The organism is Mycobacterium saskatchewanense (assembly GCF_010729105.1).
GTDB lineage: Bacteria > Actinomycetota > Actinomycetes > Mycobacteriales > Mycobacteriaceae > Mycobacterium > Mycobacterium saskatchewanense.
Genome location: NZ_AP022573.1, coordinates 4,511,585 through 4,526,655, shown reverse-complemented (window position 1 = coordinate 4,526,655; position 15,071 = coordinate 4,511,585). Strand labels below are relative to the sequence as shown.

The following is a 15,071-nucleotide window of genomic DNA, read 5'->3' as shown; positions in this document are numbered from 1 at the left end:
CTCCTTCGTGCGACACCAGCGTCGGCAAGGCTCGACCATGGAAGCCGCGTTAAGAAACTAAGCCTCCCCTAACGTAGGTGATGCCGGCGTCCCCCTCTCCCGGGATCGCGCCAGTCCCGCGGGCGCGGCTCGCACAGCAAACCGCGAGGCCCTACCATTTACGTACGTAGACAGTAGGCATACGGTGAAGTCGCCGATGCCGCGAGCCGGGAGGCCAGAAAGTGCGCAGCCGAGGGTTCGGAGAATTGGAATCGGTCGTCATGGACCGCATCTGGAACCGCGGTCAAGCGACTCCCACGACGGTCCGCGACATCTTCGACGAGTTGGCCGCCGAGCGCGACATCGCCTACACCACGGTGATGTCGACCATGGACAACCTCCACACCAAGGGCTGGCTGGCGCGGGAACGCGACGGAAAGGCCTACCGGTACTGGGCCACCTTGACGCGCGAGCAGCACAGCGCCCGATTGATGCGGGAAGCGCTCGAGGGCGGCGGCCGGCCAGACCTCGTGCTCAGCCACTTCGTCGATCAGATCGGTCCGGAGGAGTCGGCGCGCCTACGGGCCGCGCTGGCCGACCTCGGTAACCACAAGGGCAAGCGGTGAGCGTCGCCGCCTGTCTGTTTCTCTACGGCGTGCTGGCCAGCGTGGCCGGGGCCCCCCTGCTGCGGCGGCTGACCCGCGACGGACAAATGCCACGCTTCGGTGTGACGGTGTGGGTGGCGGCGATCTGCAGCGTGCTGATCGCCTGGTTGACCGCGACTGCGCTTGTGGTGCTGGACGTCGCGCGCACCTGGGTTCAGCCCGCTGCCGCACTCCTTCCCTGCATTTCCAGGTTGCACGCCGCGGTGGCGGAACAAGCCGGCGTCGCGTCCCACGTCACCCTGGCCGCGGTCGCCGCCGCCGCGACCGGGGTTGCCGCCGCGTGCGGAATTCGCCTCCTGCTGACCCTGATCCGGTTACGCGCACGGGCCCACGAACATGCGGAGTCGGTGCGGATGGTCGGCCGTCACAACGAATTTGGTGGCGTCGTGGTGGTGGACGCCGGTGAACCGGCCGCATATTGCGTGGCAGGCCGGCCGCCGGCGATCGTGGTCACCAGCGGAGCCCTGTCCACCCTGGACGAGACCGAACTGGGCGCCGTCCTCGCCCACGAGCGCGCCCACCTCGCCGGCCGTCACACCCATCTGAGCGCGGCGCTGCGCGGCCTGGCCCTGGTGTTTCCATTCCTCCCCTTGATGACTCAAGGCGCTGCGGAGGTCTCGCGACTGCTCGAGATGTGCGCCGACGACGCGGCCGTTCGACAATATGGACGCCGCGCACTGCTCTCCGGCTTGATCACGTTGGCCGGCGCGACGCCCGCCCCGGCGCTCGGCGCGGCCACCGTCGCCGTCATGGCTCGAGCTGAGCGTCTCATGTCACCGCCGTCCCGCCGCACCGGCGCTCGGGCCGCACTGACCGCTTTGGCAGCCCTCGCCGCCGGACCACTGATCACCGTGGCGCTGACCGCAGCCTGCCGCGTCATGTGCGGCGGGTGATCGCTTTCGCTGAGCGGGGCGTTATGGCCGGGGGCCGCCGGGAGCGGGAGTCGCCGTGGGCGGATTGCCGGGCCGCATCGGGCCGTCGGGCATCATGCCGCCCGGCCGCATCGCACCATCGGGCATCATGGCTCCTTGGCTCATCATCGGGCAACTGGCCGGCTTGCCACCGGGACCCATCGCGCCGTTGCCGTGGCCACCGTAATGACTACTGCCCGAGGACCAGGCGAAAAAGAACCCAGAAAAGAAGACCACCGCGGCCACGAACAGGATCCCGGCCACGATGCCGACCCAGGCCAGAGCCTGGTTCAGCCGGCTGGGACGGCGGACGGGTGCCGTGGCTAAGGGCGTTGTGCCGGAATCGGATTCGGTTGCCTCTGACATTTGACCTCCCACAGAATCGTTCGTCCCCCGGTTTGCGACCGCCGGGACCCTGCCATCTACTACCTACGTACGTAGATAGTACGCCATCTCGACTCCCCGATCCAAATGGACGTACCTGCTCGACACATGTGCGCGCAGTTGGGCAGCCAGGTCAGGCAAGCTCGACTGGGTGGTGGTGCGCCCCCGGCCCCGTGCTCGCTCTATGCCGAAGCCTGTGCCGGGCTTCGCTTTTCGCACACCTGCTGCAACCGGTTTTCCGTCGCCTCGCCGGCCGCTCCCCTACCAAGCTCGCGACCGAATCGGCGTAGCCGCAGCGAGTTGGTCACTACGCTGACCGAAGAGAATCCCATAGCGGCACCGGCCACGACCGGATTCAGCGAGCCCAACGCGGCCAGGGGGATTGCGGCAGTGTTGTAGCCGAAGGCCCAGCCGAGATTCTGATAGATGGTGCGCAGGGTTTGCCGCGAAAGCTGAATTGCGCGCACGACGCCGTCGAGCCGGTCGGACATCAACGTGATATCGGAGGCCTCGATAGCCACGTCGGTGCCGGTGCCGATCGCAATGCCCAGATCGGCTTGCACCAGCGCGGGAGCGTCGTTGACGCCGTCGCCGACCATCGCGACCACCCGGCCCTCGCCCTGCAGCCGTCGAACCTCGGCGACCTTGTCCTGTGGTAACACCTCGGCCAGCACCCGGTCGATGCCGACCTGCTCGGCGATCGCGTTGGCCGTGCGGGCGTTGTCACCGGTGATCATGACGACCTGCAACCCCATGGCGTGCAGCTGTCGAACCACGCCGACGGCGTCGTCCTTGAGCGTGTCAGCCACCGCAAGCACACCGACAACGTGGCCTTCCCGGCCGACGAAGACCGCGGTGCGGCCCTGCTCTTCCAGCTCCGCGGCGGCCGTGGCGAGGTGGTCGGGCATCTGCAGATCCGCCTCTTCGATGAGCTTGCGCCGCCCGACGAACACCGGCTTGCCCTCGACCTCCGCCCGCACCCCGTGACCCGCGATACTGGCAAACTCCGTGGCTACCGGAATCTCCAACCCCCGCTCGCGCGCACTGGCGACGATCGCGGCGCCGATCGGATGTTCGGAACCCGACTCGACCGCGGCGGCCATCCGCAGTACCACATCGGGCTGCCGGCGTTTGCCGGCCACCACGTCGGTCACCCGCATTTGGGCGCGCGTGAGGGTGCCGGTCTTGTCGAACACCACCGTGTCGACCTTCTTCGACGCCTCCAACACCTCGCCGCCCTTGACCAGGATCCCGAGGTCGGCGCCCCGGCCGGTGCCGACCATGATCGCCGTGGGGGTGGCCAGGCCTAGGGCACAGGGGCAGGCGATGACCAGCACCGCGACCGCGGCGGTCATGCCCGCGACCGGGTTGGCGGCGAACAGCGTCCACCCGGCAAACGTTGCGATGGCAACGCCGATCACTGCCGGGACAAACACGGCCGAGACCCGATCGGCGAGCCGCTGCACCGGCGCCTTGCCACCCTGGGCCTGCTCGACGAGGCGCACGATCTGTGCCAGTGCGGTATCGGCACCGACGGCGGTGGCGCGGACGGTCAGCAGCCCGTCGGTGTTGACCGTCGCTCCGGCGACGTGGTCACCCACCGTTTTTTCGACGGGGACGGACTCGCCGGTGAGCATCGCTTCGTCGACGGCGGCGCGGCCGTCGACGACCTCGCCGTCGACCGGAATCTTTTCCCCGGGTCGCACCCGCACCAGGTCTCCGACTCGCACCTGATCGACCGGGACGAGGAGTTCCTGGCCGTCGACGAGCAGGCAGGCCTCCTTGGCGCCCAACTCGAGGAGCTTGCTGATCGCCTCGCGCGTCTTGCCCTGAGCCCTGGCCTCGAAGTAGCGGCCCAGCACCACGAACGCGATGATGAGCGCCGAGGTGTCGAAGAACAGCATCCCACCGGCGAACAACGCATAGGTGGAGTAGCCGAACGCGGTCAGCGTGCCCAGCGTGATCAGCGTGTCCATGTTGGAGGTCAACGCCCGCGCCTGCTGCACCGCACCCTTGAGAAACGGCCAGCCGGCGACGAACTGCACCGGCGCCGTCGCGGCAAACGCGAGCCATCCCGCCCACGGGTAACCGCCGAAAAGCATCGTCGACGCGAGTGCGACGAGCCCCAACGGAAACGCCAACCACACTCGGCGCAACCATTTTCGTCGCTCGCGCCTGCCTTGTTCTTCTGGCGAGATTCCGCTCGCGGCGGCTGGTCCGGATCCGCAGCCGCCACAGCTTTCGGCATCCGGCGGACGTTCTTGCGCGCCGCGGCGCAGGCCAAACAGCGCCAGCGCGATGCCGCTGGCAAGTCTGCGAACCACACCCGTTTTCGGGTCGACCGAATGCGGGAGACGATCGGGCACCGACTCGGCGAGGATGTGCTCGGCTTCGGCGATCGCCGACAGCGCTGCGGCGGTGTCACACTCACCGGGCGAGTACCAGATCACCACCGAAGCCGTCCGAGGATATGCCTGCACGGCCTGCACACCCGCAACTTTGGCGACCGTCTCCTCGATCGCGACGGCCCGAACCGCGTCCACACCGAACCCGTTGATGTGCACCCGCATTCGCCCAGAAGCGTCGGATATGACCCTCAGCCCGACGGCGGGATCGCAGAGAACGCCAGTGGTCATTCGCTGTCGCCCGAGCCCGCCACCGTCACCAGCGGAGCGCCTTCCCCGGCGCGCTCCCTCGCCTCGGCCATCACATCGGCGACCGTCAACCGAGCCTGCTCAGCGCTCTCCCCGGCCTTGCGCTCGGCCTCGCGGGCAACGCGCATGCCCCAGGCCGTGACGACGATGGTCGCCTTCCGCAGCGGCGCCTTCGCCACCACCTTTCGCGCCGCCTCATAGGCGACAGCACCCACCACGCCGGTCACCACCACCGGTGCCGCCTTCGCCACCAATCCATGCACCGCCATATTGCTCACCGCTTCCTTCATATCGTTGCCCCTTGTCCTCATCCCCGGCCCGCCATCGCTGGCTCGCCCTCAGCGACTTCGCCGACTGCGGAACCGGTTAGCTGCGCCTGCGGGCCGGTCAGCGCAGGGGTGAATTTCAAAGCGTCGATCAGCTCGTCGATGGCGGCCTGCCCGCGGCCGTCCAGGAGTGCCGCCGAAAAACACGTCTCCAGGTGGTTGTGCAACATCACCCGGTTCGCACGCTCCAACGACGATTGAACCGCCGAGATCTGCTTCATCACGTCGACGCAGTACGCGTCGGCCTCGACCATCCGAATGATTCCGTCGAGATGGCCTCGAACCGTCTTGAGCCGGTTCAGCGCCGCATCCTTTTTCGCCGTCAGTTCCGCACTCATAAGTCGCTCACCGCTCGCGCCAAAATGGGTTCATGTCTGGATGGTACCCCACCCCACCTAGGGTGGGGTACTCTGCGTACGCAATCAGGTGCGGGGCTGCCAGAAGAGAGGACGGCTAGGTGGACTACAAGCGAGAACGTGGGCGGTCGTGGACGGATATATGGTTGCCGGCATTCCTGCTTGGCGTCGCGGGCCTGGGCTGGTGGTGGAGTGTGGTCAGCGCCGCCGCGATGCAAGGCGACGGCATGTCGATGGGCACCCAGGCCACGATGTCGTTGGCCGCGTTCCTCATCGCGTGGGCGGCGATGATGGCGGCGATGATGCTTCCCGCGGTACTGCCCGTTGTCCGCCGGTACGCCCACGCGGCCGCCGGCAACGCCGCTCCCGCGATCGTGTTCGTCGCCGGATACCTGGCCGTGTGGACCGCGTTCGGCGTTCCCGCCTACCTGGCGTCGAGCCGATTGAACCCGGTGCTACACACCTGCCCCTGGGTCGGCCGCGTCGCCGGCGCGGTGGCACTGGTCGCGGGATTGCACCAGCTCACGCCGCTGAAGGCGACGTGTCTGCGACACTGCCGCTGGCCGATTTCCCTATCCCGGCCACCCGGCGCGCCCCTCACCGGCGCGGCCCGCGCGTTCGTTGCCGGAGGCCGCCACGGCGTCTATTGCCTCGGTTCCTGTTGGATGCTGATGCTCGTGCTGATCGCCTTCGGCACAATGCAATTGGCGTGGATGCTGGCGCTGTCGGTGGTGATCTGGCTGGAGAAAGTCACGCCGTTCGGCGATCGGCTGAGGTACCTCACTGCGGCGATGCTGGCAGCCCTCGGCGTGTCCCTCCTGGTGCACCCCGACTTTGTCATGCACCTCATCTCATGAGGTGACTCATGAGGCCCGAACGGACCCGCACGAACCGCGGCTATTGCGGTCGTCAAATGCGTAGTCAGAGGCCAAGCTCCCCCTGAGCTGGTGGTGGCAGGTACAGGATTCGAACCTGTGAAGCTTTCGCGACGGATTTACAGTCCGCTCCCATTGGCCGCTCGGGCAACCTGCCGCCAGACAGGTTACAACGAGGGGGTAGACAAAGCACAAACGCCCATCACCGGATGAAGGGATCTATCGCATGGCGGACTCATCGTTCGACATTGTCAGCAAAGTCGAGCGTCAAGAGGTCGACAACGCGCTCAACCAGGCCGCCAAGGAGCTGGCCACCCGCTTCGACTTCCGCGGCACCGACACCACGATCGCCTGGAAGAGCGACGAGGCGATCGAGCTGACGTCCTCGACCGAGGAGCGCGTCAAGGCCGCGGTCGACGTGTTCAAGGAGAAGCTGATCCGCCGGGACATCTCGATGAAGGCGTTCGACGCCGGCGATCCGCAGCCCTCCGGCAAAACTTACAAGGTCAGCGGGACGCTCAAGCAGGGCATCGACAGCGAGCACGCCAAGAAGATCACCAAGCTCATCCGCGACGACGGGCCCAAGGGCGTCAAGACGCAGATCCAGGGCGACGAGATCCGCGTCAGTAGCAAGAAGCGCGACGACCTGCAGGCCGTACAAGCGCTGCTCAGACAGGCCGACCTGGACGTCGCGCTGCAGTTCGTCAACTACCGATAAGCGGCGACCGCGAGCGTAACGCCACGGCGAAAATGCGCCCGCTTTTTCGCCGTGGCGTTACGCTCGCGATCAACTCGCGATCAATCGGAGAAACGTAAGCGAGGTTCACGATGACCCCCAGCGAGGCCGACTACTCCGACGTCATCATCGTCGGGGCCGGCATCTCCGGCATCGACGCGGCCTACCGGATCGCCGAGCGTAACCCGCAGCTGACCTACACCATCCTCGAGCGGCGTGAGCGGATCGGCGGGACGTGGGACCTGTTCCGCTACCCCGGTGTGCGCTCCGACAGCAGCATCTTCACCCTGAGCTTCCCGTTCGAGCCGTGGACCCGCAGGGAGGGCGTCGCCGACGGCGCCCACATCCGTGAGTACCTGACCGCCACCGCCCACAAGTACGGCATCGACCGGCACATCCGGTTCAACAGCCACGTCCGCTCGGCGGACTGGGATTCGTCAAGCGACACCTGGACCGTGACCGTCGAGGAAGCCGGGGCCCCGAGGCGCTACCGGGGCCGGTTCCTGTTCTTCGGCAGCGGCTATTACAACTATGACGAGGGCTACACCCCCGACTTCCCCGGCATCGAGCGGTTCGAGGGCACCGTCGTGCATCCCCAGCACTGGCCCGAAGACCTCGACTACACCGGCAAGAAGATCGTGGTCATCGGCAGCGGCGCGACCGCCGTCACGCTCCTCCCCTCGCTGTCGGAGCGGGCCGCGAAGGTGACCATGCTGCAGCGCTCGCCGACGTACCTGATCTCGGCATCCAAGTACGGCAAGGTCGCCGCGGTCTCGCGGAAGTTGTTGCCCCGCAGGGCGGCTCACCTGGCGGTCCGGACGTACAGCGCCCTGACCGAGGCGGTGTTCTTCGCGCTGTCCCGCAAGGCGCCGCGGCTGGTGCGCTGGCTGCTGCGGCGCAAGGCGATCAGCAGCCTGCCCGCCGGTTATGCCGTCGACGTCCATTTCAAGCCCCGCTACAACCCGTGGGACCAGCGCATGTGCCTGATCCCGGACGCCGACCTGTACAACGCGATCCGCGGCGGCCGCGCCGACGTGGTCACCGATCGCATCGATCGCTTCGACGCCACCGGCATCGCGCTCGAATCCGGCGAACACCTGGACGCCGACATCGTGGTCACCGCCACCGGGCTGCAGCTGCAGGCGCTGGGCGGGGCCACGATCAGCCTGGACGGCAACGAGATCAAGACCAGCGACCGTTTCGTCTACAAGGCGCACATGCTCGAAGACGTCCCGAACCTGTTCTGGTGCGTCGGATACACCAACGCGTCGTGGACGCTGCGCGCCGACATGACGGCGCGCGCCACAGCGAAGTTGCTGGCGCACATGGAATCCCACGGGTACACGCACGCCTATCCGCACCGCGGCAACGAGCCGATGACCGAAAAGCCGTCGTGGGACATCAATGCCGGTTACGTGCTGCGGTCGGTGCACGCGCTGCCGAAGTCAGGAACCAAGCGGCCGTGGCACGTTCGGCAAAATTACCTCGCCGACGCCATCGACTACCGCTTCGACCGCATCGAGGAGGCAATGGTGTTCGGCCGGGCCGCCGACCGGACGCCGCTCGCGGGATAGCTCTCAGGGAGCCAAGTGGGCGCCCATCGCCGATTCCGACGCGTCAATGTGGTTGCCGCAGTTGGGGCAGAACTTCTCGGCCGGGTGGTGTTCCGACCCGCAGTTGGAGCAGAAGTGGGGTTCGGCCAACGACAACTCGTGTGCGCCGACATGCTCGCCGGACTCGGCCCCCTCCGCCGCGGGCGCCGGAACGAACAGCAGCGTCCAGTGGTTCTTGAGCGCCAGGAAGGTCAGCCCGGCGCCCGCGGCGAGCACCAGCGCAACGCCGCCCGCGACGTACCACAGCAGTCGTGCACCGCTGAAAGCCGACACGTCGCCGTAGCGCTGGCGTAGGTTGACGGCGCTGGTCTTGAGGTCGAGCAACCCCGGATAGTCGGGCGACATCGCCAGCGTCTGGTCGAAGTCGTCGATCGCCTCGGTGTAGCGGCCGGCGTAGTAGTGGGTGAGGCCTTTGCGGTAAAACACGTCGGCCGGCCCGAGCGTCGGCTTGACGCCCTTGCTCGTCATGATCGCCGCCAGGCTGTCCGCGGGCGCGATGAAGTTGAACGCCTGCGGTTCGCCGACCGGGGCGAAACTGTTCACGCCGATGACCTTGCCGTTGAGCTCGACGGTGGGGCCACCGCTCATGCCCTCGGTGACCGCGGCGTCGATCTCATACTCGGGAATGGAGCCCATGGTCGACTTCTTGCTGACCTTGCCGCTCTTGTTCGTCGGGTCCAGCGACGGGCCGGTGATGTTCTGGGTGCTCTCCGGAAAGCCCACCGCCAGAACCGATGTGCCGATGCTGACGTCGGCGTCGGTGGCCAGCTCGCTCGACGGCAGATTGTGCTTCTCGACCTTGAGCAGGGCGACGTCACCTTTGCTGAGGGGCCGGAAGTCCACCACGCTGGCCGGCACCTTGCCGGTGACCGTCGTGCCGCTGCCGTACAACAGCGTCAGGCCGACCTCAGGGCCGCGGTCGGGGCTGTCGCCGACGACGCGCGCGTTCTTGCGGAGCCAATCCAATGCCGTGGCCGGGTCCCGCGATTCGGGGGCGTCCGGGTACTGGCTGATGTACTCGGCCGCGGCTCGCTTGAGGATCAGCGCCTTGGCGCTTTCGGGGTCGACGCAGTGGCCCGCGGTGGCCACCCAGCCATCGGGATTGACGACGAACGCGGTGCACCCCCACGTCGCGATGAAGGGCATGTTCGTGCCCTGGCCGAACTGGGAAAGAATCTGGCCGTTGGGCAGGCGCACCCCGCCATAGCCCTGGCCGCCGAGATACATGACTGCCGGCCGCACCATCGCCGCCGCCCGTTCCTCGGGGTTGGCCTGCGGCTGGCCGTCGTCGGCCGACGCGATGCCCGGGGAGCTGACCAGCAACCCCAGCGCGGCCGCCGACACCAGCGCCAACGCCCGACCGCAACCAGCGCGTGTGGGCATGATCCCTCCTCGTATTGAATGCATCTTCACGATGCGGCACGCCGCGCGGGGCGGGTAGGGACCGAAGTCCCCTGGCATTGGGTCATTGGTTCCGACTCGGGTCGCCCGGAGTTCGTGAACTCCTTCTAAATCGGAGATGGCGGCAATACGCTGATCGCCATGGCGGCTGAGAAGCGTGAACCCACAGTTGTTGTGCTCGGTGGCGGTTCCTGGGGAACCACGGTCGCCTCCATTTGCGCCCGGCGGGGGCCGACGCTGCAGTGGGTGCGCTCCGAGGAGACCGCGAAGGACATCAACGAGAATCACCGCAACAGCCGCTACCTCGGCGACGAGGCGGTGCTGAGCGACACCCTGCGCGCCACCACCGACTTCGCCGAGGCGGCCAGCTGCGCCGACGTCGTGGTCATGGGCGTGCCCTCACACGGGTTCCGGGGGGTGCTGACCGAGCTGGCCCGCGAGCTGCGGCCCTGGGTGCCGGTGGTGTCGCTGGTCAAGGGGCTCGAGCAGGGCACCAACATGCGGATGTCTCAGATCGTCGAGGAGATCTTGCCCGGTCATCCGGCGGGCATCCTCGCGGGCCCGAACATCGCCCGCGAAGTCGGCGAGGGCTACGCCGCGGCGGCGGTGCTGGCCATGCCCGACCAGCATTTGGCGACCCGGCTGTCCGGGCTGTTCCGCACCCGGCGTTTCCGGGTGTACACCACCGACGACGTCATCGGGGTGGAAATGGCCGGGGCGCTGAAGAACGTCTACGCCATCTCCGTCGGAATGGGCTACTCGCTGGGCATCGGGGAGAACACCCGCGCGCTGGTGATCGCCCGCGCACTGCGCGAGATGACGAAATTGGGGGTGGCCGTGGGCGGCGATCCCGATACCTTCCCCGGCCTGGCCGGCCTGGGCGACCTCATCGTGACGTGCACCAGCCAGCGCAGCCGCAACCGCCACGTGGGGGAGCAGCTGGGCGCCGGCAAACCGATCGACGAGATCATCGGCTCGATGAACCAGGTCGCCGAGGGCGTCAAAGCCGCCAGCGTGATCATGGAATTCGCCAACGAGTACGGGCTGAACATGCCGATCGCCCGCGAAGTGGACGCTGTGATCAACCACGGTTCGACCGTCGAGGAGGCCTACCGCGGCCTGATGGTCGAGGTGCCCGGGCACGAGGTGCACGGCTCGGGGTTCTGACCTGGGCACCCGCCAAAAGATTTGGATTCGATATGGGCCCGGCCCATGCGCTTGACCCGCCCACGACCAGCAAAATACCGTCAAGTGAGTAACTGGGCTTTGACCGGTTGGCCGGCGCGGTCGTAATCCCCTGTGCGCCAACCGTTTACAACGACGTAACCAGTGCTGTACGGGGCGGATATCGGCACATCCCCCGCTAAGACCTAACGAGGGAAAGCAACCGATGCACAACACCGAAGGTCACACAGCATCACGGTATAACCGGCTCCGATCGGCCATGCGGCACGACTTGCCTTCTTCGCTCGTCGTCTTCCTGGTCGCGCTCCCGCTGTCGCTGGGAATCGCGATCGCCTCCAACGCCCCGGTGCTCGCCGGTCTGATCGCCGCGATCGTAGGGGGAATCGTCGTTGGAGCGCTGGGCGGATCACCGCTACAGGTCAGCGGACCGGCGGCCGGCCTGACCGTCGTCGTCGCCGACCTGGTCTCCAATTTCGGTTGGGGTGTAACGTGTTTGATCACCGTCGCCGCGGGCGCCGTGCAGGTGCTGCTGGGCCTGAGCCGGGTTGCGCGTGCGGCGCTCGCGATCTCGCCCGTCGTCGTGCATGCCATGCTGGCCGGCATCGGCATCACGATCGCGCTGCAGCAGGCGCACGTATTGCTCGGCGGGAAGTCCAAAAGCACGGCCTGGCACAACGTGATCGAGCTGCCCGGCCAGGTGATCGGCGCGCACAAGCCGGGGGTCATCCTCGGCGCCCTCGTCATCGCAATCCTCGTGGCCTGGCGATGGGTGCCGGCGAAATTGCGGCCGATCCCGGGCCCGCTGGTCGCCATCGTCGCGGTCACGGTCATCTCCGTGGTGTTCCCGTTCAATGTGCGGCGGATCGACCTCGACGGGTCACCGCTGGACGCGTTGCGGCTGCCGGACCTGCCCGACGGCAACTGGGGCGCGGTGGCGATCGGCGTGATCACGGTGGCCCTGATCGCCAGCGTCGAGAGCCTGCTGTCGGCGGTTTCGGTCGACCGCATGCACAACGGGCCGCGCACCGACTTCAACCGCGAGCTGATCGGGCAGGGCGCGGCCAACATGCTGTCGGGCACCATCGGCGGGTTGCCCGTCACTGGGGTCATCGTGCGCAGCTCGACCAACGTCAACGCCGGCGCCAGGTCGCGAGCCTCGGCGATCCTGCACGGGTTCTGGATCCTGTTGTTCACCATTCCGTTTGCCGGGCTGGTCGACGAGATCCCCACCGCCGCGCTGGCCGGCCTGCTCATCGTGATCGGCGTCCAGCTGCTGAAGCCGGCCCACATCGAAACCGCAATGAAACACGGCGATTTGGCCGTGTACGTGGTGACGGCCGTCTGCGTGGTCTTCCTCAATCTGCTGCACGGCGTCCTGATCGGGCTCGCGTTGGCGATCGCCCTGACCGGATGGCGGGTCATCCGGGCGGGGGTGGAGGCGACGGAGGAGGCCGACGGGTGGCACGTGACCATCGAGGGCGCGGCGTGCACGTTCCTGGCGTTGCCGCGGCTGACCCGCGTGCTGACGTCCATTCCCCCGGGGGCGGACGTCACGGTGATCCTCTCGGTGAACTATCTCGATCATGCGGCGCACCAGGCGATCACCGACTGGCAGCGGCAGCATTGCGCGACCGGTGGCACGGTCCAGGTCCGCGGCGTGGTGGAGACCGGACACTTCGCGCGCAGCGTGCCGGCGGCCGAGGCCCAAAGACCCGAAGCAGCGGCCTGATTGGCGCTTCAGTCGAAGCCGGATAGCCCGGGGTAGTCGCTCACTCGGCGCCCGCAGAGCTTCTGCACCACCCACCGGTTCATCGAGACTCCCTCCTCGGCGGCCTCACGGGCCAGTCGCCGTGCAGTTCGGAGGAGGTCCTGACGACGAACGTGCCGCCGCAGTTGCGTTCCGTTACGGGGGTGGGCGGAGTTTCGCCGCGCTACCACGTGCGCTGTCGCGTTCGAAAGTCACCCATCACCCAGAAAATTGCCCGCAACCGACGGCCCGAGCGACCTACCCCCGCGCCATTTCCTCCAGGCGACGGATGCGGTCCTCGATCGGCGGGTGCGTCGAGAACAGCGAGCCGATCCGCTCGCCCGCGCGGAACGGGTTGGCGATCATCAGGTGGGCCTGGCTGGCCAACTGCGGCTCGGGGGGCAGCGGGGCCATCTGCACACCGCCGGAGATCTTGCGCAGCGCCGACGCCAACGCCAACGGGTCGCCCGTCAGCACGGCGCCGGACTCGTCCGCCTGGTACTCGCGCTGCCGCGACACCGCCAGCCGCACCACGGTCGCGGCGATCGGGCCCAGCAGCGAAACCAGAAGCAGGGCAAAGGGATTCTCCCCGTCCCGGTTGCCGCCGAACATCCCCGCCCACATCGCCATGTTGGCCAGCGCGGTGATCACCGACGCCATCGCCCCGGCGATGCACGAGATCAGGATGTCGCGGTTGTAGACATGCGAGAGCTCGTGTCCGAGCACGGCGCGCAGCTCACGCTCGTTGAGGATCTGCAAAATTCCGGTGGTGCAACACACCGCGGCGTTGCGCGGGTTGCGGCCGGTGGCGAACGCGTTGGGCGCGTTGGTGTCGCTGATGTACAGCCTCGGCATGGGCTGGTGCGCGGCGGTGGCCAGTTCGCGCACGATCCGGTACATCACCGGCGCCTGCAGCTCGGAAACCGGCTGCGCGTGCATCGCCCGCAGGGCGAGCTTGTCGCTGTTGTAGTACGTGTAGACGTTCATGCCGATGGCGAACAACACCGCGAGGAACATCGCCGTCCTGCCGAACAGCGAGCCCACAAACACGATCAACGCGGACATGCCGACCAACAGTGCGAAGGTCTTCAGCCTGTTGGCATGGGGATGCCAGGTCATCGGTGTCCTCCTTGCGAACACTCGTTCATTGCTACTTGCAGTGTGAACGCCCGGCATGACCGTCCGGGTTCCGCGACTCACGGCATGGGCGCTAGCCGTGCCGGCTGACCGTGTAGTCGATCAGGGTCCGCAGCGCGTCCCGGCCCGGGACGTCGGGCAACAGGGTCAGCTCGCGGCGCGCCTGGTCGGCGTAGTCGGCCAGGAACTGCTTGGCCTTCGCCATGCCCGGCGACGCCCGCAACAGCGTCAGCGCCTCGGCCACCGCCGCGTCGTCGTCGATCGGCCCGGACAGCAGCTCGCGGAGCCGCGCCGCGTCGGGCCCCGGCTCGCGCAGCGCGTAGACCATCGGCAGCGTGCGCACCCCTTCGCGCACATCGGTGCCGGGCAGCTTGCCCGACTCGTGGGAGTCGCTGTCGATGTCGATGATGTCGTCGGCGATCTGAAAGGCGGTCCCGACGATGCCGCCCAGGCGGCTCAGCCGCTCGACCTGGTCGCCGTCGGCGCCCGAGAACATCGCTCCGAACCGGCCGGCGGCCGCGATGAGGCAGGCCGTCTTCTCGTACACCACCCTCAGGTAGTGCTCCACGGGGTCCGCACCCTCGCCGGCCCCCGTCAGGCCACGGGTCTCCCGCATCTGCCCCGTCACCAGCTGGGCGAACGTCTCGGCGATCAGCCGCACCGCCTCCGGCCCCAGCCGCGACACCAGCCGCGACGCCGTCGCGAACAGGTAATCACCGGCCAGGATCGCCACGTTGTTGCCCCACCGGATGTTCGCCGTGGGTGTGCCGCGGCGCACCTCGGCCTCGTCCATCACGTCGTCGTGGTAGAGCGTCGCCAGGTGCACGAGCTCGATGACCGCGCCGGCGACGACCACCTCGCCGGCGTCCGGGTCGGGCCCGATCTGCGCCGAAAGCACAGTGAACAGGGGGCGGAACCGCTTGCCGCCAGCCTTGAACAGATGCGTCAGCGACTCGGTCATCACGTCGTCCGCGCTGCGCAACTCGATGTCCATGAGCTGCTCGATCCGCCCGACACCGTCGCGCACCGTCGCGGCGAACGCGGGATCACCGAAGTCAACGCCCGCCACCACCGTCGCCGGAGTACTCACCCGACCAACATA

Annotated in this window: 15 protein-coding genes and 1 tRNA gene; 7 read left to right on the top strand and 9 right to left on the bottom strand. The window is 67.6% G+C overall.

All coding sequences use genetic code 11. The features are described 5' to 3' along the window. The first annotated feature begins 221 nt into the window (after positions 1-221). Both G6N56_RS21350 and G6N56_RS21345 read left to right on the top strand, forming a co-directional pair. Positions 222-605: a BlaI/MecI/CopY family transcriptional regulator gene (locus G6N56_RS21350; RefSeq protein WP_085254456.1), complete on the top strand. Its 384-nt coding sequence runs from the start codon at positions 222-224 to the stop codon at positions 603-605. Then, complete coding sequence (locus G6N56_RS21345; protein WP_085254455.1) at positions 602-1,537, top strand: M56 family metallopeptidase; 936 nt, start codon at positions 602-604, stop codon at positions 1,535-1,537. Before G6N56_RS21350 ends, G6N56_RS21345 begins: the two co-directional genes overlap by 4 nt. Before the next feature lie 21 nt (positions 1,538-1,558). On the opposite strand, the gene G6N56_RS21340 is transcribed toward G6N56_RS21345, so the two are convergent. The 4 genes from G6N56_RS21340 to csoR all read right to left on the bottom strand — a co-directional run bounded on the left by G6N56_RS21340 (position 1,559) and on the right by csoR (position 5,257). Continuing rightward, the gene (locus tag G6N56_RS21340) at positions 1,559-1,921 is read right to left on the bottom strand and encodes a hypothetical protein (RefSeq protein ID WP_085254454.1); all 363 of its coding nucleotides are present in this window, start codon (positions 1,919-1,921) and stop codon (positions 1,559-1,561) included. Positions 1,922-2,121: 200 nt separating this feature from the next. Beyond that, positions 2,122-4,509 (bottom strand): copper-translocating P-type ATPase, encoded by a 2,388-nt coding sequence (locus G6N56_RS21335; RefSeq protein WP_142280476.1) that lies wholly within the window; start codon positions 4,507-4,509, stop codon positions 2,122-2,124. Positions 4,510-4,571: 62 nt separating this feature from the next. Beyond that, positions 4,572-4,862 (bottom strand): DUF1490 family protein, encoded by a 291-nt coding sequence (locus G6N56_RS21330; RefSeq protein ID WP_085254509.1) that lies wholly within the window; start codon positions 4,860-4,862, stop codon positions 4,572-4,574. 38 nt (positions 4,863-4,900) lie between these two features. Continuing rightward, a complete protein-coding gene (csoR, locus tag G6N56_RS21325) occupies positions 4,901-5,257 on the bottom strand; it encodes a copper-sensing transcriptional repressor CsoR (RefSeq protein WP_085254452.1) in 357 nt (118 codons plus the stop codon). Between the two features lie 119 nt (positions 5,258-5,376). Here csoR and G6N56_RS21320 point away from each other — a divergent pair, with 119 nt between their 5' ends. Then, positions 5,377-6,132: a DUF2182 domain-containing protein gene (locus tag G6N56_RS21320; protein WP_085254451.1), complete on the top strand. Its 756-nt coding sequence runs from the start codon at positions 5,377-5,379 to the stop codon at positions 6,130-6,132. 91 nt (positions 6,133-6,223) lie between these two features. Here the strand turns inward: G6N56_RS21320 and G6N56_RS21315 are convergent. Beyond that, positions 6,224-6,307, bottom strand: a tRNA-Tyr gene (locus G6N56_RS21315). 69 nt (positions 6,308-6,376) lie between these two features. Between G6N56_RS21315 and G6N56_RS21310 the strand changes: the two genes are divergently transcribed. Beyond that, the gene (locus G6N56_RS21310) at positions 6,377-6,868 is read left to right on the top strand and encodes a YajQ family cyclic di-GMP-binding protein (protein ID WP_085254450.1); all 492 of its coding nucleotides are present in this window, start codon (positions 6,377-6,379) and stop codon (positions 6,866-6,868) included. Between the two features lie 110 nt (positions 6,869-6,978). Next, positions 6,979-8,460 (top strand): flavin-containing monooxygenase, encoded by a 1,482-nt coding sequence (locus G6N56_RS21305; protein WP_163645154.1) that lies wholly within the window; start codon positions 6,979-6,981, stop codon positions 8,458-8,460. A 3-nt stretch (positions 8,461-8,463) separates the two neighbouring features. On the opposite strand, the gene G6N56_RS21300 is transcribed toward G6N56_RS21305, so the two are convergent. Further along, the gene (locus G6N56_RS21300) at positions 8,464-9,882 is read right to left on the bottom strand and encodes a trypsin-like peptidase domain-containing protein (protein WP_232069108.1); all 1,419 of its coding nucleotides are present in this window, start codon (positions 9,880-9,882) and stop codon (positions 8,464-8,466) included. Between the two features lie 159 nt (positions 9,883-10,041). Between G6N56_RS21300 and G6N56_RS21295 the strand changes: the two genes are divergently transcribed. Together G6N56_RS21295 and G6N56_RS21290 are read left to right on the top strand one after the other, a co-directional pair. Continuing rightward, a complete protein-coding gene (locus G6N56_RS21295; RefSeq protein ID WP_085258646.1) occupies positions 10,042-11,067 on the top strand; it encodes an NAD(P)H-dependent glycerol-3-phosphate dehydrogenase in 1,026 nt (341 codons plus the stop codon). Positions 11,068-11,290: 223 nt separating this feature from the next. Further along, positions 11,291-12,814 carry a SulP family inorganic anion transporter gene (locus G6N56_RS21290; protein WP_085258647.1) on the top strand — a complete coding sequence of 508 codons (1,524 nt, stop codon included), beginning with the start codon at positions 11,291-11,293 and terminating at the stop codon, positions 12,812-12,814. Between the two features lie 8 nt (positions 12,815-12,822). Here the strand turns inward: G6N56_RS21290 and G6N56_RS21285 are convergent, their stop codons facing one another. The 3 genes from G6N56_RS21285 to grcC1 form a co-directional block, all read right to left on the bottom strand. Next, complete coding sequence (locus G6N56_RS21285; protein WP_232069107.1) at positions 12,823-13,023, bottom strand: toxin-antitoxin system HicB family antitoxin; 201 nt, start codon at positions 13,021-13,023, stop codon at positions 12,823-12,825. A 67-nt stretch (positions 13,024-13,090) separates the two neighbouring features. Beyond that, a complete protein-coding gene (gene htpX / locus G6N56_RS21280; RefSeq protein ID WP_085258648.1) occupies positions 13,091-13,951 on the bottom strand; it encodes a zinc metalloprotease HtpX in 861 nt (286 codons plus the stop codon). Between the two features lie 91 nt (positions 13,952-14,042). After that, positions 14,043-15,059: a nonaprenyl/(2E,6E)-farnesyl/geranylgeranyl diphosphat synthase gene (gene grcC1 / locus G6N56_RS21275; RefSeq protein WP_085258649.1), complete on the bottom strand. Its 1,017-nt coding sequence runs from the start codon at positions 15,057-15,059 to the stop codon at positions 14,043-14,045. Positions 15,060-15,071: the final 12 nt, after the last annotated feature.

Excerpts from the sequence above, each read along its gene's own strand:
- G6N56_RS21340 (WP_085254454.1), bottom strand. The coding sequence starts at position 1,921 with ATGTCAGAGGCAACCGAATCCGATTCCGGCACAACGCCCTTAGCCACG.
- csoR (WP_085254452.1), bottom strand. The coding sequence starts at position 5,257 with ATGAGTGCGGAACTGACGGCGAAAAAGGATGCGGCGCTGAACCGGCTC.
- G6N56_RS21335 (WP_142280476.1), bottom strand. The coding sequence starts at position 4,509 with ATGCGGGTGCACATCAACGGGTTCGGTGTGGACGCGGTTCGGGCCGTC.
- G6N56_RS21300 (WP_232069108.1), bottom strand. The coding sequence starts at position 9,882 with ATGCCCACACGCGCTGGTTGCGGTCGGGCGTTGGCGCTGGTGTCGGCG.
- G6N56_RS21305 (WP_163645154.1), top strand. The coding sequence starts at position 6,979 with ATGACCCCCAGCGAGGCCGACTACTCCGACGTCATCATCGTCGGGGCC.
- G6N56_RS21310 (WP_085254450.1), top strand. The coding sequence starts at position 6,377 with ATGGCGGACTCATCGTTCGACATTGTCAGCAAAGTCGAGCGTCAAGAG.
- G6N56_RS21290 (WP_085258647.1), top strand. The coding sequence starts at position 11,291 with ATGCACAACACCGAAGGTCACACAGCATCACGGTATAACCGGCTCCGA.
- htpX (WP_085258648.1), bottom strand. The coding sequence starts at position 13,951 with ATGACCTGGCATCCCCATGCCAACAGGCTGAAGACCTTCGCACTGTTG.
- G6N56_RS21295 (WP_085258646.1), top strand. The coding sequence starts at position 10,042 with ATGGCGGCTGAGAAGCGTGAACCCACAGTTGTTGTGCTCGGTGGCGGT.
- G6N56_RS21330 (WP_085254509.1), bottom strand. The coding sequence starts at position 4,862 with ATGGCGGTGCATGGATTGGTGGCGAAGGCGGCACCGGTGGTGGTGACC.